The sequence below is a fragment of the Cryobacterium gelidum genome, from assembly GCF_004403985.1.
In the GTDB taxonomy this organism is placed as follows: domain Bacteria; phylum Actinomycetota; class Actinomycetes; order Actinomycetales; family Microbacteriaceae; genus Cryobacterium; species Cryobacterium gelidum.
The window spans coordinates 199457-220299 of record NZ_SOHL01000013.1 but is presented as its reverse complement, the minus strand read 5'-3'; the positions used below and the strand labels follow the sequence as shown (position 1 = coordinate 220299).

Here is a 20843-nt window from a genome sequence, read left to right as displayed (position 1 = left end):
GGATGCTCGACATCAACTTCTTCTCCAACCAGCTGTTTCTGGCCGGTATCCTCATTATCTTTGTCGCCACCGCGGTCGCAGCGGGGGTGCCCTGGCGGCGTCTCGACAAAAAATGGATCATCGTTCTGCCGGTCGTCGACCTGGTCGGGCTGGTGATCGCCCGGGAAGGCGAGCCGCTGCTCGGCACGACGTTTCTGCTTGTTTTTCCCATCATCTGGTTGTCGACGCACTTTGGTGGTCGGGGTGCTCTTGGTGGCGTGGTGTTCACTTCCGCGATGCTGTGGGCGGCCGGCCTGTTTCGGACCGAGGCACTGCCAGGCAGTGAGATTCCGCGACTGGCCAGTGTGACCATCGTGCTGGCCTTTGTCGCCGCCACGACCCACACGACCACGAAACGTGCCGCGGCGCAGCGGGTGTTGCTCACCCAGCAGTCCGTCTTGTTCGAAGGGGCCCTGCGTCGCTCTCGCCGGGAGGAGCGCACCCTCGACGAGATCTTCAACGCCATCGACTTCGGCGTCGTCGGATTCGACCGCGACGCCAAGCCGAACCTCATCAACCGCGCCCAGCGTGAAATGTTCTCCCGGTTCGGGGCGAAAGCTGACCAGCTCGGCTTTATCGACGCGTACCATGAGGACCAGGTCACCCCCCTAGCCGAGCAGGATCGGCCGTTCCGGCGAGCGATGCGCGGCGAAACGGTCGACCGCGTGACGGTTTGGTTGGGGGAACAAGGCAAGCAGCAGACCGCCGTGCTCGTCTCCGCGCGCCCTATTCTCGACGAAAACAACAACTACGACGGCGGTGTCCTGGTCGTGCGGGACGTCACCGCCGAACTGCGCGCGATCAAGGCGCGCGATGACCTGGTGGCATCCGTTTCGCACGAGTTGCGTACGCCGCTGACCTCGATCATGGGGTACCTTGAGCTGGCCCTCGATGACGACGCTCTCGATCCGTCGACCCGGCGCATGCTCGAGGTGGCATCGAAGAACTCCGACCGACTGCTGGCTCTCGTCGCCGACCTGCTCGCCACGGCCGCCGCGGCCAAGCACGAGCTGGCGATGAGCCCGGCCTCCTGTGACCTGTCGGTGATCGTCACCGACGCCATCGAATCGCTTCGGCCGGTCGCCGCCGAGCGCGACATCACGTTCGTACTCTCGGCGCTGCCGACCGTGCGCCTGCAAGCGGATGCCTTTCGCCTGCGCCAAGTGATCGACAACGTGTTCTCGAACGCGATCAAGTACAACGTCGCATCCGGACGCATCGACGTGACCCTGGTCGATGCCGACACCCAGATCGAACTGCGCGTGACCGACACCGGCCGGGGGATGTCCCCCGGCGAGCAGCTGAACCTGTTCGATCGGTTCTACCGTGCCGATTCGGTGCGCGGGTCAAGCGTCCACGGCACCGGACTCGGTCTGAGCATCAGCCGGGACATTTGCCGCCAGCATGGGGGAGACCTGAGGCTCGAATCGGCGCTTGGCAAGGGCACCACCGCCATCGCGACGTTACCGCGCACATCATGAACGGCAATCAAAGGGTAGGGGCATGAATCTAGACACACTGACTCTGCTCGTCATGAGCGGAGTGGTCGTCGCGCTGTGCGGGGTGTCCTTCATTCTGAACACCGCGTTCCATCGCACCGATTCCGTCGGCCGCATTTGGAGTATGGGCTTCATCGCTGCCATGGTCGTCACCATCGCGCACGACGCGTCCGCGACCGGCCAGCTGATCTGGTGGGCCATCGTTGTCGCGAACGTATCGTTGACGATCGCCGTCGGGTCGCTGTGGGCCGGGCTCCGGCGGTACAACCGGCGCAGCCGTGGCTGCTTGTGGGTGGTCGGCGCGATCAGCGTTCTTGTGCTCGCCGCAACGCTATTGCACGGAGAATCCGCCGGCCGATGGGCCGGCGCCGCAGAATTGTGGATTGCTGTGGCGGTCCTGTCCCTGCTCGGTGCCCTCGAAGCCGTGCGCGGGCGTATGCGCCGCAATCTGAGCGGACAGATTCTGGCCGTGGCCCTGTGGGTCACTGCAGCGGCGGCTACGGCTCGCTCCATCGTCTTCACCGTGGACGGGGAGACCGGGGCGGTTTTTCTGACCTATTTCAACACGGCCAACGCCGCGGCGCTCAGCCTGTGTGTCGTGGTGCTCCTGACCATCGCCGTTTCCGCCCTGCGCGCGCAGCAGGTGTCGGGCAGTGCCGTCGGCGACCTGACCGACGGCATCCACTCGGCGGCGGGTGTACTGTCGGCGGCCGCCTTTGGGCAGGCGGCCACCGATCATCTGAGTCGGGCGAGAGATGCGGGCGTGGGGCTCGCCGTGATCGGTGCCGATATCGACAACCTGCCGGAAATCAATGTTGCCTTCGGCCGGGTGGCCGGCGACGAGGCGATCGCCTCGTTCGCCTCGAAACTACGTGCGAGTGCTCCGGTGCTTTCGATCATCGGGCACCCGGCCAGCGGGCGTTTTCTGGTGCTCGTCGGCGCTGGGTCGGCGGCCGAAGCCCGCGCGCTCGCCGAACGCATGCAGGCGACCCTCGTCGACGAACCATTGAAGGAGGCTTCCCTGATTCGACTGACCGCGAGTTTTGGTATTGCCGACACCTTCGACCACGGCTATGCGCTGACCGCGCTCAGCGTCGCTGTTGAAACGGCCATAGAGACCGTCAAGGGGCGCGGCGGTAACGACATCGCCGTCGAACTCGCCGCGACCGGCCACGACGGATCTTGATCAGATCTTGACGCGATGCAGCCCCGAAGTGCACCCAGATCTGCCAGAGTGATACGCGTGACCTTGCCGATACATTCTGCTACCGCGACCAGCGGATGCCCGGCATGAGTTCGCTGGTCGACCCGGCCACATTGCAGCGGCTGAGAAGTGATCTCGGCGGGGATGCTGCTGCACAAAACCGGTTTGTGAACGATTTTCTCGATCTCTGGCACAGCCGGGAGTTGCGTTTGTGCACCGCCCTGGCTACGGCAGACCTCGAGGATGCCGACATTGTGCTGTTGAGCATCCGCTCGAGCAGCCAAATGCTGGGTGCCGTGCGTCTCGAAAACACTGCGGGCCTCCTGCACCGCACCCTGAAGGACCAGGACCTGCCCGGGTGTCGGCAGCAATTGCCCCTCCTCGCCGCGGTGGCCACAGATACCTGCCTGGCGCTGTCTCGGTATATCGCGCGTTAGATCGCTCTAGCCGGCTAGATTTGGCCCGGCGAATGCGTTTCGTCGCGATATTCCTTGGCTGCCAGGCGATAGCCAACGCCACGCACGGTTTCCAGCCAGTGCGGTGTCGTACTGCTGTCACCGAGTTTGCGACGCAGGTTGCCCATGTGCACTTCGACCGCGCGCCGATCCGCCTCATTCACCGGGTAGGCGCTCGCGTAGGCCTCGCCGCGCAGCAACAGGGCGAGATCGTTCTTGCTGCGCACCCGCCGCTGTGATTCGAGCAGGGCGGCGAGCAGTTCGAACTCCGTGCGGGTCAGTTCGAGTTGAGTGCCGGCCAGTTGCACGAGGCGTTCCTCCGGATTCAGCCGCAGGTCGTTGTGTTCAAACCAGCCATTTCGTGGTGTGGCACCGCGCAGCGGGCTCGCGGCGTCTTCGGCCGGCGCGGAGGCAGGAGCGGATGCGACGTGGGTCTGTCGAAATACCGGGCCAGGACGGGCGTCAATTGGCGTAGCGCTGGTCAAATTAGTGCTGGCGGGCTCGGCGACCAGTGGGTCCGCCACCACCGCTTCAGTACGGGCGGCTACCGGCGCGGGCACGGCGGGCGGGGCGACGGTCGCCGCGGTGATGGTTTGGCGAGGGCGTCGCAACATTGCTTCGATGCGAGCGCGCAGCTCTCGCGGACGAAACGGTTTGGTCAGGTAGTCATCAGCGCCGGCTTCGAGGCCCTGGAGGGTGTCGATTTCGTCGTCGCGGGCGGTGAGCATGACGAGGTAGGTAGGGCTGAACGCGCGGATACGCTTGGCTGTTTCGAAGCCGTCCATACCGGGCATACTCACGTCGAGGGTCGTGACGATCGGATCGTAGGCGCGTATCGCGGCGATACCGTCGAGGCCGTTGCTCGTGGCGATTGTCTCGAACCCGGCCTGGGTGAGCACGGCCTCCAGCAGGTTACGAATGTCTGCGTCGTCTTCAATGATGACGGCGACGCGCTGCTCGGGTTTTTCTGACAACATGCATTCCAGTATTCCGTTAAGTCGGCAGTTCCTCGCCGAGGTGACTTATTGCGTTAATAAACAGACCGTTCCAATCCTGGCCGAAAATCACTGCGACGTTCTCCCAGCTGCTGGCAGGGGGTGGGCTCTGGGCGGTGATCGACCTCGTTGTCCGCTGCGTCGCGAAAGTAGCCGTGGAGCGGTACTGCGCGACCTACGGGCGCCTCAATGCGCCCGCCCGCCGATAGGTGTGGGCCGCCGCGGGGCTGGGCGGCACGGTAGGGCGCATCCGCTCGCAGCGATACACTCAGCAGTGTGACTTCTCAGGGAACCGTCGACGTAGTCCTCATTGGTGGCGGCATCATGAGCGCCACCCTCGGCATGCTCCTGAAGGAGTTGCAGCCCGACTGGCGCATCGAGGTGTACGAGCGTCTCGGCGAACTTGCCCAGGAGAGCTCGAACCCGTGGAACAACGCCGGCACCGGCCACGCCGGACTGTGCGAACTCAACTACATGCCGCAGGCCCCCGATGGTTCGGTCACGGCCGACAAGGCCGTCGTGATCAATGAGCAGTTTCAGATCAGCCGTCAGTTGTGGGCGCACCTCGTTTCCACCGGGGCCCTGCCGGAGCCGCACAAGTTCATCAACTCCACTCCGCACATGACTTTTGTGCACGGTAAGGCCAACGTGGAATACCTGCGCAAACGTCATGCCGTGCTGGCCACCCAGCCGTTGTTCTCCGGCATGGAGTTCAGCGACGATGCGGCGAAGATCGGTACGTGGACGCCCCTGCTCACCCGCAAACGCCCGGCCGGCCAGAAGATTGCCGCGACGCGCATCGTGAGCGGAACCGACGTGGACTTCGGCGCCCTCACCCGGTTCATGTTTGACACCCTCGAACAGCAGGGGGTCACGATGCACATGAACGAGCAGGTCGTCGGTCTCAAGCACAAAGCGGATGGCACCTGGAACCTCAATCTGCTGCGTCAGGTCGGGCAGACCCGCAGCACCATCAACGCCCGCTTCGTCTTCGTCGGCGCCGGCGGAGGCGCCCTCGCGCTGCTGCAGCAAAGCGGAATCCCCGAAATCAAGGGGTTCGGCGGGTTTCCGATCAGCGGCCAGTTTCTGCGCACCACGAACCCGAAGCTCGTTGCCCAGCACCAGGCCAAGGTCTATGGCAAGGCCGCCAAGGGCGCGCCGCCCATGTCGGTGCCGCACCTCGATACCCGCGTCGTCGACGGCGAAATGTCGTTGCTGTTCGGCCCGTACGCCGGTTTCAGCCCCAAGTTCTTGAAGTCGAGCACCTGGTTCGACCTGCCGTTCTCCATTCGCACGCACAACCTCGGCCCGATGCTCGCCGTCGCCCGCCGCAACTTCGACCTCATGAAATACCTGGTCGGCGAGGTGTTCGCGTCACGGGGCGCCAAGCTCAAGGCCCTGCGCGAGTTCATTCCCGCTGCGGTCTCGGACGACTGGGAGCTCATCACGGCCGGCCAACGTGTGCAGGTCATGAAGAAAGACGCCAAGCTCGGGGGCGTGCTGCAGTTTGGTACCGAGGTCATCACGTCTGCTGACGGGTCGATCGCCGGCCTGCTCGGCGCCTCGCCGGGAGCCTCGACGGCCGCGCCGATCATGGTCGACCTGCTGGCCCGCTGCTTCCCCGACCGCATCGAGGGCTGGAAGCCGCGCATCCGTCAGATGATCCCGAGCTACGGCACCATGCTCTCCGACGACCCGGCCGCTGCCGCAGCCTCACTCGCCGCCACCGCCGAGGTTCTGCACCTCAGCAACTAGCCCGGCACGGCGCACGACGCGTGCTGCCCGGTACCGCTTGAAGCCTCATGGGAGTTTGGTAGGAGGGCGCTGTCAACCCCTTGATTGCGGGAGCCATCGGATGTCTACTTAAATTTCAAAGTGGTCCGGAGGCAGTAATTGAACCCGAACAATGGCGTTTCGGATGCTGAGAATTTGCGCGTATCGCAGCTCGGTATCCTCCAGCTCACACCGACGGAATGGTTGGTGCGGGACTCGCAAATTCTCGACGGCGACCCGGCCGCTCTGCTGGGTGTCATCCAGCAGAGTGGGGATGCTTACGAGGTGACAAAGCTCGGAGTGCTCACCACCAGGTGGTTCTACTCCTCGTTCGATCGGGCCCAAGCCAGCTTTCTGGTGCGGGACACCGCGGCACCGCGCACGATGCCGCGTCCGCGTACGCCGGTCGTGTCGCACGTGACCCAGTAGTTTGGCCACGTCACAAACGAGCCCACGGCCGAGACCCCGCGCCACGCACGCCACCCGGGGAGGCGGCGCCACGTCGTGAACTATATTTCGTAACTGGTGGCATCCGTTGTGGGGTTGGTTGCGTGCTTCTCTTTTTTGACGGACGCCTCGGTGCGGTCGAGCAGACCGCTCACCTTGGTTTGGGCCACGGATGCGGCGTCGCGGGCGATGGACTCTGCCTGCGAAACGACCTTCTGTGTGCCGGGTTCGCCCCACAACGCGTGGGCTTTCGCGCTGAGGCGGTCGTAGGACTGGCGTCCGGACCGGGATCCGATCACGAAACCCGTCGCGGTGCCAGCGAGAAACAGTAGTTTGCCTTTCATGGGTACTCCTTTGGGGTGATGGGTCTAGGCGGTTGGTTCCGCCAGTGCGGGGTCTTCCTCGTCCACCCCGTGACCGATTAGATCCGGGTTCGATGCCGTGTCGTCGGGGTCGGGGTCGTCCGTGTTATCGGCATCCCGGTTCGCTTCGTTGTCGAGGTTGTCCTGGTCGTCCTCGGCGTCGCTGTCTGGATCGGCCGGGGACGCCGCAGAGGCTTCACCGGCGGTCGACCCGGCCTCGCCCGGGGCTGGCCCGTCGGGACCGGTGCTCGCGCTGGGGACTGGAACGGCGGAGTCGGCGTGTTCCTGGGTGTGTTCCTCCGCGTGTTCCTCTGCGGGGCCGTTGGGGCCGTCCGGTCCCACGAGCTGGTCGGGATTACTGGGGGAGCTCGGCGCATCTGGCCCGGTATCGGGAGCGTCGAGTGGTGGTTGGTCTATGGGGTCAGAATCGTGGGTCACTGAAATACCTTTCCGGGGGTCAACGGGCGGCAATCAAGTTATACCCCGAACAGGTGCTATTCAGGGAAAATATCCCGCACCGCACCGCACCGCGCCCGGAGCCCGAACCGAGAATCATGCACCGTCGCCGAGGAGCAAAGCGCGCAGCGCCGTTTCGACCGAGACTCGCCCCGCGGGGTCGATGGTTTCACCCGCCCGAAACAGGTCGACAACGCGCGGATCGACGTAGCTCGTGCGCGCGATCGCCGGTGTGTTGCCGAGCGCATCGGCGGCCTGCCGCATCGCTTCGGCAATGGCGCGGTCGTCGGCGCGACGGCTCCGGGTTGCTGCGCTCGGCGGCCGTGCCGGGGATGATAACGGCACGGTTCCTGCCGACAAGCTCTGTGCGAAGCTCTGGGCCAGGCTCTGCGCAGCAGCGGCTGTGCCCCGCAGGGTGCGAAAGTCTTTCGCGGTGAATTCGCCCCCGGTGCGTTCCTTGATGAAATCGTTGATGTCGGCCGCCGACACGGCGCTCTCGACATCATCCGATATCCACGACAGCAGGGGCGCTTCCGGGCGGTCGCGCAGTCGGGGGCGCAGGTAGGTCGCGAGGTCGGCATCCGCTATCACGCCCTGAAATTGCTGCCCACTCTTGGCCGGAAAATTCAGCCGCACCACGTCGCCTCGCACCATGACGTGCGAACAGAGCAGTGTCGAAAGTCCGTGGCTGCCATAGGTGTCGGCGTAACGCTCGCTACCGATGCGCAGCGAGGCCCGGTCGAGGATGCGGAACGCAGCGGCGAGCGCCCGGGTGCGCGGCGGGCCGTCGCCGCGCAACTCCCGGGTGACCTGGCCGCGCACCCGCGGGAGCGATTCGGCCAGCTGCAGTGCACGCTCGAACTTCAGGCGGTCCTTCTGTTCGCGCCAGACCGGATGGTAGATGTATTGGCGGCGCCCGGCAGCATCGACGCCGATCGCTTGAATATGACCGTTGAGGTGCGGTGAGATCCACACGTCGGTCCAGGCCGGCGGTATCGCGAGGGCCGCGAACCGCTCCCGCAATTCTTTCTCGGTGACTGGCCCCCCGGCCGGGTCGCGGTAGCTGAAGCCGGTACCCGAGCGCCGCCGAGCATACCCCGGCCGGGTCGGGTCGCTGCGTCGCAGCCGGGTCATGCGGGTGCCATCGAGAGGGGGTGCATGACGGAACAATACTGCGACTTGACCCAGAGCGGATGTTGAACATCCGGTTTTTTGCAGGACAGCTTGCATTTTACTCGTAGCTGTGTTCGACTTGAATCATGCGGTGGAACGAACAGAAACTACAGACCGAGCACGTTGGAGCGCTGCCTGGCCTCGCCCGCCTGAACAACCTCGTCCGTAGCGTGCAGACGCCCGAGTTCGCCGGCATCACGTTCCACGAGATCCTCGCCAAGTCGGCGCTGAACCACGTACCCGGGCAGAGCGCGCTGCCGTTCGGCTATACGATCAATCCCTACCGCGGCTGTTCACACGCCTGCACCTATTGCTTCGCGCGGCCCACCCACCAGTACCTCGACCTCGACGCCGGCAAAGATTTCGACAGCGAGATCATCGTGAAGGTCAACGTGGCCGAGGTCTTACGAAAAGAACTCGCGAAACCTACCTGGGGGCGGCATCCGGTGGCCCTTGGTACCAACACCGACCCGTACCAGCGTGCCGAGGGACGCTACCGGCTCATGCCCGGCATCATCGCGGCCCTCGCCGACAGTAAAACCCCCATCTCCATCCTCACCAAGGGAACGCTGCTGCGCCGCGACCTCGACCTGCTCGTCGAGGCGAGCGCGCGTGTTCCGGTCGACCTCGCCATGTCGATCGCCATCTATGACGAAGGACTGCCCGACGCAGGACTGCCCGACGATGGACTGCGTGCCGGGCTGCAGCAGTCGGTTGAGCCCGGCACCCCCACCACGAAGGCACGCCTGGCCACGGTCACCGCGGTGCGCGAACGCGGACTCGACTGTGGCATCTTTCTCATGCCCATTCTGCCGTTCCTCACCGACACTCGCGCCCACCTCGACGAGGCCCTGCGGCAGGCCAAAGCGGCCGGAGCCACGAGCGTGCTCTACTCCGGGCTCAACCTCAAGCCCGCCGTCAAAGACTGGTACCTGCAGTGGCTGGCCCGCGACCACCCCGAGCTTGTCGGCCGCTACCGGGAGCTCTACGCCGGCGGCCAATACGCGCCCAAGGAGTATCGCACCTGGCTCGCCGCCCGCATCGGACCGCTCATCCGCGCGCACGGGCTCGAACGCGGTGTCGTCGACCTCTCCACCGGTGGCCTGCGGTCGAGCGCGCTCCCGGCGTCCCCGGAACGGATGCCCCCACCAGCCACGCGCAAGCCGCCCCACTTCGCGCCCACCGCGGCAGCCGCCAGTGACCTTGCCCAGCTAGCGGTAGGTAGCGCGGTCGGGAGCCCGGTGAACACGGCTCGCCCATCCCTGATCGCCGCCGAACTACCGCCCAAATGGGCGCCCACATTGTTCTGACCCCGGTAACCCCGACCGCACGCGCCCCCGGCGTCCGCCCCCGCACCCACACGCCCCCCAACCCCGCCCGCAAGCCCCCCCCCGGCGTCCGCCACCCGCGCCCACACGGCTCGGTCGCAGCCCGGTGGCATACTTAGCGAGGGGGAAATTATGTCTCTAGGGTTACCCGGCCATCTGGTCCAGCAGACGCTCGCGCGCGCTCTCGCGCGGGCTGCGCACTGGTTTGCGTTGACCTGTCTGATGGCGGCGGCGGTGTCGGTCTCCATCCTCAGCCTCAATCGCAGCCCGGAGCTCTGGATCACCATTGTGGTCGTGGTCGCTATGGGCGCCCTGCTCGTGCTCTTCACCCGGCATCGGCGCATCGCGTTGGCCGTTGCCTATTTGATCGTGGGTACCCTCGGCGTTTACGTTTTCACACTGACCGTGCTCGGCGTTCCCGACGTGTTCCCCACGTCGAATATGTACCTCGCCGCCCTGCCCAAGATGGCACTGGTCATGGTCGGCGGCGCCGGATCCACCGCCCTCGGCGGGGTGCTCTGGAGCACCGCAGCCTTTCTCCTGGCGGAGGCCGCCGCGTTCCTCGCGATTCTCGGCACCACGGTGCCGTATCGGACCGACCTGTTCACCCTCTCGACCTACCTCGTTTTGGTCGGTGCCATGGTGCTCGCCGGTATCGACCGCCGCGTCAGCAACGCCGCCCAGCCCGCGGTTCATCGCGCGGTGCAAGAGGGCGCCAACCGGCAGCTGCGTGACGCCCTCGACACTCGCGCCATCGCCCTGCTCAACGATACGACCGTGGCCCAGCTCGTCGACCTGTCCCTGGCCGAACCGGGCGCTCTCTCCCCGGGGCTGCGCGCGAGCCTCAACTACACACTGACCACCCTGCACGACACGAACTGGCTCACGGACATCGACGCCCGCAGTAGCACCGCCCCGCAATCCACGGTCACCGCGCAGCCGACCGCCGGCGACGACTGGCATGCGAGCGCCGTGTACACCGCCATCCGACGGTGTCGTGACCGCGGACTCACCATCGAGGTCACCGGCGATCGCGACGCCCTCGCCCGCCTCGACGCCGGCAGCGACCGCGACGTCGGCCTCGCCGTGCAACAGTGCCTCGTCAACGTCATCCTCCACGCCGGGATCGCCTCGGCCGAGGTCGCTATCGAATCCGACCTGACCACGATCTCACTCCTGATAACGGATGCCGGCCGCGGTTTCACCGAATCGGAATCCGCTTCCGACCGACTGGGTCTCCGGCAGTCCGTGCGGCGCCGCATTGAACAGCTCGGCGGATCAGTGCTCATCTGGAGCCGCCCCGGTGCCGGCACGAGCGTGCGCCTGACCGTGCCCGCGGCACAAGGGCAGAACGTCCCAGTGTCTGGGCGGCCCACCCCATGACCCGCGCCACCCCCACGCCGCGGCGGCCGCGCGCACCGGCATCCGCTTCGCAGCAGCGCCTCGACCCGATCGGAGGCCTCGCCGTGTGGCCCCTCGCCCCGGTTGTCGCCGTCATCGTTGTGACCTACGCCGTCGTCACCACGGCCTCACGCCTGCACGAAATTCAGATCGTTGAGGTCGCCGCGGCCGCCGTTGCCGTGCTCATAATTGCGGCGGCCGCACTCGTGTGGTCGGCTCGCCCCGATCTGGCCCCCTTCACTCGCGGGCGCGCCATCGTGATCGTCGCCCTCGGCGTCACCGCGCATCTGCTCGCCGCGGCGAGCACCTGGCACCTGAACGGCATGATTCAAGATGATTTCGCCCCGATTGGCCTCGGCCTGCTACTGCTCGCCCTCGCGCCCTTCCGGCCGGGGAAAGAGATCCTCGTGCTCGGCGGGTCAGTCGCCCTGGTCGTCGGACTCACGGCCCTCGCGCAGTCGCCCTTCCTCGACGTGCAGACCCTGCCCCTACTGTTCGCGATCATTGCCATGACCCAGGTTCTCGCGCCCACCCTTGCCGGTGCCGCGTACTCGCGTCAGGTCGTCAACTCCATTCACCGCTGGCAGACGGATGCCCGCCGCGCTATCCGAGCGCGCACCGAAGCCAGTCGCGGCCTCCTCGCGCAATCCGTGGTCGACCATCGACTGACCAATCTCGGTGCCGACGTGTTGCCCTTTCTCGCCGACGTTCTCGATCGAGGATCCCTCACCGCCGCCGACGTCAAGCGCGCGCGCTCCCTCGCCTTCCAGGTGCGCCGGGTGCTCGTGGCCGAAGTCGACCACACCTGGCTCGACGACCTCATCGACCGTGAACGCGAGGCACTGCGCAGGCGCGGCCTCACCCCGCTCTGCGTCATCGCCGACCCCGAACGGCGCGCGACCGGCTTCGACTCCGACCAGCGCGCTGCCGTCGGCGCCCTGATCGTGGCCCTCTGCACGCTCAGGGGCTTCGACCCCACCAGCCTCGTCGTGCAGATCGACGGATCCGGCGCCGCCCCCACCGACACGGACCACATCACTCAGGCCTTCGGTCACCGCGGAGCCCGCTCGACACCGGCCACCGACACCATGACCATGGCGATCGTCACCGCCGCCCAGGCGCACGCCGCCGCCCAGGCCAGAGCCCAGGCCCGCGCGCAGGCTCAGGTGCACGCCGCCACCACGCGCCCACGCATGATCATCGACCGGCATAGCAGCGCGGTCCTCGGCGCTGTCGACACCATCACCATTCAGGCCGGTATCTCCCTGCCGTCGATTCAGCGGCGCCGTGCCCTGCGCCCATACCTCAGCGTGCTGCGCGCCGTGTTCACCCGGGTGCGGGTCACCAGCCGGCATCCGCTGCTCACGCTAGAATTTGACGCTGAACGTGGCCAGACCCCGGCCCCCAGAATCAAAGGCTCATAGTGGCGAAACTGTACTTCCGATACGGCGCCATGAACAGCGGCAAAAGTACGTCGATGCTGCAGGCGGCTTATAACTATGAGGAGCGCGGGCACCACGTGCTACTCGCCAAACCCTCGGTCGACACCAAGGGCGACCGCGGCATACTCTCCCGTCTCGGCGTCACCCGAGCTGTCGATTTTCTGCTCGCCCCCGAAGCGGATGCTTACGCACTGTTCCAGCAGCAGCGCGCCCAGGTGCTCCACCGGTCCGGCCGCGACGTGAGCGCCCTGCTGCTCGACGAAGCCCAGTTTCTGACCGAAACCCAGGTCGACGACCTGCTGCGGATCGCCATTCTCGAAAACGTGCCGGTGTTGGCGTATGGCATTCGCACGGATTTTCAGACCGTCGCTTTTCCCGGAAGTCGCCGTCTGCTCGAGGTCGCCCACAGCCTCGAAGAGCTCAAAACCATCTGCCGCTGCGGGCGCAAAGCCGTCTTCAACGCGCGCAAAATAGACGGCGACTTTGTTTTCGACGGCGATCAGGTGGCTATCGACGGCGAAGAAGTCACCTACGAGTCGCTCTGCGGTAGCTGCTACCTCGACGAGAGCCACGGCGTGCTGAACAACCGCAGCCGGCCCGCGGCGACGGAATAACCGCAACTCGCCGTCAGCGGATCAGCGTTGACCGGCCACCGTCGTGCTGGCAGCCAATGTGTGAGCGAGAAGCTCACGGGGCGCCGGGCGCGAGACCCGGCCGCGCGCCGCGCGTATCCGCTAGGGGGTGCGCGGCGGTGGCTCGGCCACGATCTGCAGGCCGGTGGCCGAGTTGGCCGACAGCGACAGCGCCTCGACCCAGTCGCGGTTGAGGGTCGGCGTCTTGCTGCCGAAGTATTTATAGGCCAGGGAGATGCCGGGATGCATCCAGACGGTGCTGCGGCCTCCGCCGACGAGGGGGTCATCACGCCAGGAGAAGTAGAAGGATTCCCCGCGACGCAGTTTGGCTCCGATCACGAGTTGAATGTGCGCGAGCACACGATCGTCGAAATCGACGGTGATGCTCGAGTCGTATGTTAATTTGCCCATTAGTGCGCCTCGCGTTGGTTCGTCGGCGAACGCGAACGGGCGGGCCGAGTCGCATCCAACCACGGGTCGTGCTCCCCGTGGGGGAGCGATAAGTGCTTTGCGATTTTGATCCTAGTGAACGCAACGACGGAGCATCCCGCTCAAGTGCCCAGCCCCCAGCCCCCAATGCTGGGCACAGCCGGACCCGTCTCGATGCGCCACGGCTTGCGCTGACAGGATTTGGTCGCCATGCCAGCAGCGCCGACACAATGACCGGCGCCTCCTGGGCCGGGCACACGTTGAGTGGCTGGGCGCATGTTCGATCGTGCGCCCAGCCGCCACGGGTGCGCCCAGACCGCCAGGCCGACCGAAAATTCTCCACAGATCGTCCAAAACCGGGTGCGCGCGGGCCTGCGGGACTAGTCTCACCCCATGGATGACATGAACGAGAACGTCTCGTGGGTCTTTCAGAAGAGAGACGTGACTCAGCCACGTCTCTGCCCGCAGTGCGGTGATCCCATGCTGGTGTCCTGGCACGGTGACACCTACGACTACGGCTGCGCCAACTACGCCTGCTCGCTTCTGTACTTCGGCCCGCCCTACACCGAGGCCGAGCTGGCCAATGACAGCGCACTCGTGCTCGGTCCGCCGAATTGCCCACGCTGCCTCATGCCCATGGAAGTGGTGCCCGTCGGCCAGTCCTGGCAATTCGCCTGTCAGCAGAATGGATGCGACGGCATCTGGCCCCCCACCGGCCGCTGATCCGGCAGGCCGCCCGCACGTTCACACCAACTCGACCCCGTCGCCCTAGAGTCGAATCATGTCGAAGACTGAAACCGCCGCCGCCATTGCCGGCCCCTCGGCATGCTCCCAACTAACCGATCTCGCCGAGCGGGTCGTCGCGCTCCTGCCGGCCCGCGGACGCATCCTGGTGGGCATCGCCGGCAGCCCGGGCGCCGGCAAAACGACTCTCGCCATGCAGGTGGTGGCAAAGGTCAACGGTTTGCTCGGCAGCGACGACTCCGCCGTGCACCTGCCCATGGACGGCTTCCACCTCGCCAACGCCACCCTCGATCGCCTCGGCCGACACGATCGCAAGGGAGCCATCGACACCTTCGATGGCTGGGGATTCGTCGCCCTGCTCCGCCGCCTCCTCACCGAAGATGACCACACCGTCTACGCACCGAGCTTCGACCGTACCGTCGACGAGGGCATCGCGGCCGAGATCGCCGTGCTGCCAAGCGCGCGTGTGGTCATGGTGGAGGGAAACTACCTGCTCGCCGACTCCGAGCCGTGGACGCAGATCGACGCCCTCCTCGCCGAATCCTGGTTCTGCGAAACCAGCGCGGCCGAGCGTCTCCGCCGCCTGGTCGACCGGCACGAGCGCCACGGCCGGAGCCCCGAGGCTGCCCTGGCCTGGGCCGAGTCCGTCGACGGCCAGAACGCCCTCCTGATCGACGCCACCCGCCGCCGGGCTACCATCACCATCTCCGGCCAGTAGCCTGCGCCCCTGCGGGTTACATCGGAATGTAGGGTGGCTGTGGTGGCCGCCGCCGCGCCAGCCCCCGATCGAACGGACGAACCATGCCCGATCTTGTTTTGCGCTCTGTCACGCAGCTCGGCGACACCAGCCCCTGCGACGTGCAGATCACGGGCGGCGTCATCACGCAGATCGTGCCAGCCGACACCCCAACGGATGCCCCCGGCGTCGACCTCGACGGCCGCACCCTCATCCCCGGGCTCTGGGACGAACACGTGCATGCCACCCAGTGGGCGCTCGCCGGCAACCGGTTCGACCTTTCCGCGGCCGCCTCAGCGCGCGAGGCCCTCGAACTCGTGCGCACGCAGATCACCGCAGCCGCACGGCCGACCCCGCTGATCGGAGTCAGATTTCGCGATGCTATCTGGGCCGACGCCCCCAGCCTGCGCGCCCTCGATGAGGTGACGGAGGGGCATCCAACCGCCCTGATCAGTCACGACCTGCACTGTGTCTGGCTCAACGCGGCAGCCGCCGAGCGCTTTGGCGTGCGTGTCGACGAGTCGGGTCTGCTGCGTGAACAGGCCGCATTCGCGCTTACGATCGCGCTCGGCCAGCTGCCAGACACCGAGGTTGACGCTTTGGCCGCTTGCGCCGCGACCCGGGCCGCCGCCCGCGGAGTCGTGGGTATCGTCGACTTTGAAATGACCTGGAATCGGGACAACTGGCAGCGTCGGATCGCCTCGGGATTCGACGCACTCCGAATCGAGGCCGGCATCTACTCCGCCGATCTCGATCGTGCCATCACCGAGCGGATGCACACCGGCCAGAGGGTCGCTGGCACCCGCGGCCTGCTCACCGTCGGTCCGCTCAAGGTGCTCATCGACGGTTCGTTGAACACCCGAACCGCGTTCTGCGTCGACGCATACCCGGGGGGCGGGCACGGCGTGCTCACCGTCAGTGAGAACGAGCTGACGGAGGTGCTCCGCCACGCCGCACGGGCTGAGCTGCTGCCGGCGGTGCATGCCATCGGCGATGCCGCCAACACGGTCGCCCTCAACGCCTTTGAACGCGCGCACGTGACCGGCCGCATCGAGCACGCCCAGTTTCTGCGGCCCGCGGACTTCGCTCGCTTCGCCCGTCTCGGCGTGACGGCGAGCGTGCAGCCCGAGCATGCACTCGACGACCGCGACACGGTGGAACAGAACTGGGCTGCCGGTGCCGACCGGGTCTTCGCGTTGCGCTCGCTGCTCGACGCCGGCGCCACGCTCGCATTTGGATCCGACGCGCCCGTCGCGCCTCTCGACCCCTTCACCGCCATGAGCGCCGCGTCATCGCGAGCCCGCAGTGATGGGCGTGAACCCTGGCGCCCCCACCAGGTCATCACCCGCCGGCAAGCCCTCGCCGCCTCAGCGCGCGGACGCACCCGGCTGCACGTCGGCGACGTGGCCGACCTCGCTATCCTCGACGGCGACCCGCTAGAGGTTTCCGACGCCACCTTCGAGCGGATGCCGGTGGCCGCGACCCTCCTGGCCGGCCGGGTCACCCACGGCGCCGCACTGTTCGCCAGCGCGGAGTGACCTAGCCGAACCGCCCCGACACGTAATCCTCGGTCGCCTGCACACTCGGGTTCGAGAAGATCGTCGTCGTGTCGTCATACTCGATGAGCTTGCCTGGCTTGCCGGTACCCGCAATGTTGAAGAACGCGGTGCGGTCCGACACCCGTGAGGCCTGCTGCATGTTGTGGGTCACGATCACGATCGTGTACTCGCTCTTCATCTCTTCGATGAGGTCCTCGATGGCGAGCGTCGAGATCGGGTCGAGCGCCGAGCACGGCTCGTCCATCAGAATCACGTCGGGTTCGACCGCAATGGCGCGGGCGATGCACAGGCGCTGCTGCTGCCCGCCGGAGAGGCCCGATCCGGGCCGAGCGAGGCGGTCCTTGACCTCGTTCCACAGGTTCGCACCGCGGAGGGCTTTTTCGGTGAGGTCGTCGGCATCCGTTTTCGACATGCGTCGGTTGTTGAGTTTCACGCCGGCCAGAACGTTGTCTTGGATCGACATGGTCGGAAACGGGTTCGGCCGCTGAAAGACCATGCCGACCTGGCGGCGCACGAGCACCGGGTCCACGCCGGGGCCGTAGAGGTTGTTGCCGTCGATGAGTACCTCACCCTCGACACGTGCGCCGGGGATGACCTCGTGCATGCGGTTGAGCGTGCGAATGAACGTGCTCTTGCCGCAACCACTGGGCCCGATGAACGCGGTCACTGTACGTGGCTCGATCACGATCGAGACGCCCTCGACGGCCAGGAAATTGGTGTAGTACACGTTGAGATCGTTGACTTCGATGCGCTTGGACATGTGTCCCTTTCTAGGAGCTTTCTAAAAGCGAGTGAGAAGAATTAGCGGCCCAGTTTGGGCGAGAACCAGTAGGCGATCAGTCGGGCAAGCCCGTTGAGCAGCATCACGATCACGATCAGGGTGAGCGCTCCGGCCCAGGCGCGGTCCACGTAGGACTGCGCGTCGGCGCCCTGGTTGGCGTACTGCGTGTAAACGAATACCGGCAGCGTCATCATGCGTTCGCTGAACAGGTCGTAGTTCATGCTCGACGTGAACCCGGCAATGATCAACAGCGGAGCCGTCTCACCGATCACACGGGCAATCGACAGCATCACACCGGTGACGATTCCCGCAATGGATGTCGGCAGCACGACCTTGAGAATGGTCAGCCACTTCGGCACCCCCAGTGCAAAAGCCGCCTCGCGCAGTTCGTTCGGCACGAGCTTGAGCATCTCTTCGCTCGAGCGCACCACCACGGGAATCATCAGCACGGTCAGTGCGATGGACCCACCAAAACCAAAGCGGATGCCCGGGTCGTTGAACAAAAGCGCGAACAGCGCGAAGGCGAAGAGCCCGGCGACGATCGAGGGGATTCCGGTCATCACGTCGACAAAGAAGGTGATGGCCCTGGCGAGCCGGCCACGGCCGTATTCAACGAGGTAGATCGCGGTGAGCAGCCCGATCGGCACCGAGATGAGCGTGGCAACGCCGGTAACCAGCAGGGTGCCAATCACCGCGTGCAGCACGCCGCCGCCGCCGCCGACCACGTTGCGTTGTGACTCGGTGAAGAATGTCGGCGTCAGAAAGGCGGGCAGCCCGTTCACGACGGTGGTGTAGATGATCGACACGAGCGGCAGCAGGGCAATGATGAATGCGGCCGTCACGAGTGCCGTCACCAGCCGGTCCATGGCTTTGCGTGAGCCTTCCACCAGGCGGGAGAGCACGTAGAGGGCCACGCAGTAGAGCACAGTGCCGAACACGACCGTGCCCACCAGGTTGAAGCCGTCGACCGTTCCCGACAGGTAGAGCATCGCGAAGACGGCGGCCGAAACAGCCCAGCTCGCCAGAAGCACCCAGAGCGACGAACGCCGCGGCAGTTTGCCTGCGGTGAGCGAATTGGTGAGCGGTGCGGCTTCGATGACGGATGACATCAGTTGGCTCCCGAAAATGCCTTACGGCTGTTGATTACGATTCGGGCCAGCATATTCACGAGCAGCGTGACCACGAAGAGCATGAGGCCGGTCGCGAGCAGAATATTCACGCCAACACCGTGCGCCTCGGGAAAGTTGAGTGCGATATTCGCGGCGATCGTATTGGAATTCTGGGACGTGAGGAGTTGGAAGAAGACGTTAGGGCTGGGGGAGAGCACCATAGCCACGGCCATGGTCTCGCCGAGCGCACGGCCGAGGCCGAGCATCGAGGCCGAGATGATGCCCGGCAGGCCGAACGGCAGCACGGCCATGCGAATCATTTCCCATCTGGTGGCACCCAGGGCCAGCGCAGCCTCTTCGTGCAGCAGCGGAGTCTGCAAAAAGATCTCGCGGCAGATGGCGGTGATGATCGGCAGGATCATGACGGCGAGCACCACGGAGACGGTCAGGATCGTTCGTCCGGTGCCCGAGACAGGGCCGGCGAAGGGGAGGAACCAGCCGAACCAATCGACGAGGGTGGTGTAGAACGGCTGCAGGAGAGGGGCCAGCACGGTGATGCCCCACAGGCCGAACACGACCGAGGGAACAGCGGCCAGCAGGTCGATGAGGTAACCGAGACCCTGCGCAAGCTTGCGCGGTGCGAAGTGCGAGATGAAGAGGGCGATACCGATGGCGACCGGTACCGCCATGATCAGCGCCAGAATGGCCGAGTAGACCGTGCCGAAGACGAGCGGGCCCACGTACGACCAGAAATTGGTGATATCGCCGTCGAAAGCGGAGGGGTCGGCGACAAAGGCCGGGAGGCTTTCGACGAGCAGAAAGATGGCCACGGCGGCGAGCACGGCGAGAATCAGGCTGCCAGCGATGACAGTGGCCGACGAGAAGATGCGGTCGCCGGGTCGCTGCCTGGCCTTGATGGTCGTGGCGGCAACTGTGGTCATGCCGGTCTCCTAAGTAGCTTCGTGCTGGTGAAATTGTGTGAAATTGTGTGAAATCGAGGGTGTGGTGACGGCGGGACGCAACTGGCCGTTAAACCCCAGTCTGCCCGATCCGCTCCCGCACATGTGCGGGAAGGGACCGGGCAGGTGTGTGAAGTTGTTACTTGACGGTCGCGAGTACCGCGGCGACGTTGGCTTCGAGCTCGCCGGTCAGCGGCGCGACTCCGGCGGCTTCCTCAGCAACCGTCTGGCCGGCTGCGCTGGCGATGTACTCGATGTAGGCCTTGACGAGCGCGCCCTGGGCGGCATCGGCGTACTCGTTGCAGACGATCGCATAGCTCACCAGAACGAGCGGGTATTCCGCCGGGTTGGTGGTTTTGCGGTTCAGCTCGAGCGCGAGATCATCGGCAGCCCGGTCGGCCACGAGGGGCGATCCGGCGACAACCTCGGCCGCGGCTTCGGGGGTGTACGCCACGAAGTCGGAGCCGACCATGAGCTTGGCGGTGCTGAGCGATCCAGCCTGCGAAGCATCGGCGTAACCGATGGTGCCCACGCCGTTGGTGACGGCCGAGACGACTCCCGAGGTGCCCTGTGCGCCATCACCCGTGGAGAACGGGAAGGTGTCCGAAGCTTTTTCGGTCCATACGTCGGGTGCGGTCTGGCCGAGGTAGTCGGAGAAGTTCTTGGTGGTACCCGAGTCGTCCGAGCGGTGCACGGCGGTGATCGCGGTGGCCGGCAGGGTTGCGTCGGGGTTCAGGGCTGCGATCGCGGCGTCGTCCCAGCTGGTGATGGTGCCGGCGAAGATCTTGGCGAGCGTGTCGGCATCGATGTTGAGCTCGTCAACACCCTCGACGTTGAAGATCACGGCGATCGGGGAGATGTAGACGGGCAGGTCGACAGCCTTGCTGCCCGGGGCGCAGGAGGCGAACGTGCCGGCCAGTTCCTCGTCGCTCATGAAGGAGTCGCTGCCAGCGAAGTCGGTGCCGCCGGCGATGAAGGCTTCGCGACCCGCTCCGGAACCGGTCGGGTCATAGTTGACCGTGACCTCGGGGTTGGCGGTCTGGAATCCAGCGCGCCAGGCTTCCTGCGCTGCGCCCATCGAGGAGGCGCCGGCGCCGTTGATCGTTCCGGAGAGCGTGCTGGCTGATGCATCGTTGCCGGTAATGGCAACATCGCCTTCGTTTGCTGCACAGGAAGACAGGGCGAGGCCTGCGGCAATGGCGATGACCGCGGGGCGGCCGAAACGCTTGAAGTTCACGTGATTCCCTTTCGAGGGTTTGAGAAGACTGTGATTTCGGGTGCAGGGCCGGTGCTGGCCCGGTCTGAGGTTAATCCGGTCAA

At 65.7% G+C, this 20843-nt stretch carries 21 protein-coding genes; 12 read left to right on the top strand and 9 right to left on the bottom strand.

Translation table 11 applies throughout. The annotated features are described in order from the left end of the window. Nucleotides 1-2 precede the first annotated feature (2 nt). From E3T50_RS07355 to E3T50_RS07345, 3 genes are all read left to right on the top strand, one after another. Nucleotides 3-1520 (top strand): sensor histidine kinase, encoded by a 1518-nt coding sequence (locus E3T50_RS07355; RefSeq protein WP_134551248.1) that lies wholly within the window; start codon nucleotides 3-5, stop codon nucleotides 1518-1520. 22 nt (nucleotides 1521-1542) lie between these two features. Next, the gene (locus E3T50_RS07350; RefSeq protein WP_134551247.1) at nucleotides 1543-2724 is read left to right on the top strand and encodes a GGDEF domain-containing protein; all 1182 of its coding nucleotides are present in this window, start codon (nucleotides 1543-1545) and stop codon (nucleotides 2722-2724) included. Between the two features lie 104 nt (nucleotides 2725-2828). Further along, nucleotides 2829-3179 (top strand): hypothetical protein, encoded by a 351-nt coding sequence (locus tag E3T50_RS07345; protein WP_134551246.1) that lies wholly within the window; start codon nucleotides 2829-2831, stop codon nucleotides 3177-3179. A gap of 14 nt (nucleotides 3180-3193) precedes the next feature. Here E3T50_RS07345 and E3T50_RS07340 read toward each other — a convergent pair whose 3' ends face one another. Beyond that, nucleotides 3194-4174 (bottom strand): response regulator transcription factor, encoded by a 981-nt coding sequence (locus E3T50_RS07340; RefSeq protein ID WP_134551245.1) that lies wholly within the window; start codon nucleotides 4172-4174, stop codon nucleotides 3194-3196. Between the two features lie 294 nt (nucleotides 4175-4468). On the opposite strand from E3T50_RS07340, the gene E3T50_RS07335 reads away from it, so the two are divergent. Beyond that, on the top strand, nucleotides 4469-5947 hold the full coding sequence (locus E3T50_RS07335) for a malate:quinone oxidoreductase (RefSeq protein WP_134551244.1): 1479 nt from the start codon (nucleotides 4469-4471) through the stop codon (nucleotides 5945-5947). Nucleotides 5948-6085: 138 nt separating this feature from the next. Further along, nucleotides 6086-6394, top strand: coding sequence for a hypothetical protein (locus E3T50_RS07330; protein ID WP_134551243.1), 309 nt, complete (start codon nucleotides 6086-6088; stop codon nucleotides 6392-6394). An 80-nt stretch (nucleotides 6395-6474) separates the two neighbouring features. Here the strand turns inward: E3T50_RS07330 and E3T50_RS07325 are convergent, their stop codons facing one another. The 3 genes from E3T50_RS07325 to E3T50_RS07315 all read right to left on the bottom strand — a co-directional run bounded on the left by E3T50_RS07325 (nucleotide 6475) and on the right by E3T50_RS07315 (nucleotide 8364). Beyond that, nucleotides 6475-6756, bottom strand: a complete 282-nt coding sequence (locus E3T50_RS07325; RefSeq protein WP_134551242.1) for a hypothetical protein — start codon at nucleotides 6754-6756, stop codon at nucleotides 6475-6477. 24 nt (nucleotides 6757-6780) lie between these two features. Then, complete coding sequence (locus E3T50_RS07320; RefSeq protein ID WP_134551241.1) at nucleotides 6781-7212, bottom strand: hypothetical protein; 432 nt, start codon at nucleotides 7210-7212, stop codon at nucleotides 6781-6783. Nucleotides 7213-7326: 114 nt separating this feature from the next. Next, nucleotides 7327-8364: a DNA topoisomerase IB gene (locus tag E3T50_RS07315; protein ID WP_134551240.1), complete on the bottom strand. Its 1038-nt coding sequence runs from the start codon at nucleotides 8362-8364 to the stop codon at nucleotides 7327-7329. A gap of 125 nt (nucleotides 8365-8489) precedes the next feature. Here E3T50_RS07315 and E3T50_RS07310 point away from each other — a divergent pair, with 125 nt between their 5' ends. The 4 genes from E3T50_RS07310 to E3T50_RS07295 all read left to right on the top strand — a co-directional run bounded on the left by E3T50_RS07310 (nucleotide 8490) and on the right by E3T50_RS07295 (nucleotide 13188). Continuing rightward, a complete protein-coding gene (locus tag E3T50_RS07310; protein ID WP_134551239.1) occupies nucleotides 8490-9713 on the top strand; it encodes an Rv2578c family radical SAM protein in 1224 nt (407 codons plus the stop codon). Between the two features lie 150 nt (nucleotides 9714-9863). Beyond that, nucleotides 9864-11114: a sensor histidine kinase gene (locus tag E3T50_RS16175; RefSeq protein WP_166784228.1), complete on the top strand. Its 1251-nt coding sequence runs from the start codon at nucleotides 9864-9866 to the stop codon at nucleotides 11112-11114. After that, entirely contained in the window at nucleotides 11111-12556 is a 1446-nt protein-coding gene (locus E3T50_RS07300; protein ID WP_134551238.1) for a hypothetical protein, read from the top strand. The genes E3T50_RS16175 and E3T50_RS07300 overlap by 4 nt, the downstream gene beginning before the upstream one ends. Next, nucleotides 12556-13188, top strand: coding sequence for a thymidine kinase (locus tag E3T50_RS07295; protein WP_134551237.1), 633 nt, complete (start codon nucleotides 12556-12558; stop codon nucleotides 13186-13188). Before E3T50_RS07300 ends, E3T50_RS07295 begins: the two co-directional genes overlap by 1 nt. Nucleotides 13189-13308: 120 nt before the next feature. On the opposite strand, the gene E3T50_RS07290 is transcribed toward E3T50_RS07295, so the two are convergent. Then, entirely contained in the window at nucleotides 13309-13617 is a 309-nt protein-coding gene (locus E3T50_RS07290) for a DUF7882 family protein (protein WP_134461454.1), read from the bottom strand. A 411-nt stretch (nucleotides 13618-14028) separates the two neighbouring features. Here E3T50_RS07290 and E3T50_RS07285 point away from each other — a divergent pair, with 411 nt between their 5' ends. From E3T50_RS07285 to E3T50_RS07275, 3 genes are all read left to right on the top strand, one after another. Further along, entirely contained in the window at nucleotides 14029-14358 is a 330-nt protein-coding gene (locus tag E3T50_RS07285) for a hypothetical protein (RefSeq protein ID WP_134551236.1), read from the top strand. Nucleotides 14359-14416: 58 nt separating this feature from the next. Continuing rightward, nucleotides 14417-15097 (top strand): nucleoside/nucleotide kinase family protein, encoded by a 681-nt coding sequence (locus E3T50_RS07280; protein WP_134551235.1) that lies wholly within the window; start codon nucleotides 14417-14419, stop codon nucleotides 15095-15097. A gap of 83 nt (nucleotides 15098-15180) precedes the next feature. Next, nucleotides 15181-16653: an amidohydrolase gene (locus E3T50_RS07275; RefSeq protein ID WP_134551234.1), complete on the top strand. Its 1473-nt coding sequence runs from the start codon at nucleotides 15181-15183 to the stop codon at nucleotides 16651-16653. 1 nt (nucleotide 16654) lies between these two features. Here the strand turns inward: E3T50_RS07275 and pstB are convergent, their stop codons facing one another. The 4 genes from pstB to pstS form a co-directional block, all read right to left on the bottom strand. Beyond that, complete coding sequence (gene pstB, locus E3T50_RS07270; RefSeq protein WP_134461442.1) at nucleotides 16655-17434, bottom strand: phosphate ABC transporter ATP-binding protein PstB; 780 nt, start codon at nucleotides 17432-17434, stop codon at nucleotides 16655-16657. A 41-nt stretch (nucleotides 17435-17475) separates the two neighbouring features. Continuing rightward, entirely contained in the window at nucleotides 17476-18564 is a 1089-nt protein-coding gene (gene pstA / locus E3T50_RS07265) for a phosphate ABC transporter permease PstA (RefSeq protein ID WP_134551233.1), read from the bottom strand. Then, entirely contained in the window at nucleotides 18564-19505 is a 942-nt protein-coding gene (gene pstC, locus E3T50_RS07260; protein WP_134551232.1) for a phosphate ABC transporter permease subunit PstC, read from the bottom strand. Before pstC ends, pstA begins: the two co-directional genes overlap by 1 nt. A gap of 157 nt (nucleotides 19506-19662) precedes the next feature. Next, nucleotides 19663-20760 carry a phosphate ABC transporter substrate-binding protein PstS gene (gene pstS / locus E3T50_RS07255; protein ID WP_134461433.1) on the bottom strand — a complete coding sequence of 366 codons (1098 nt, stop codon included), beginning with the start codon at nucleotides 20758-20760 and terminating at the stop codon, nucleotides 19663-19665. Nucleotides 20761-20843 lie beyond the last annotated feature (83 nt).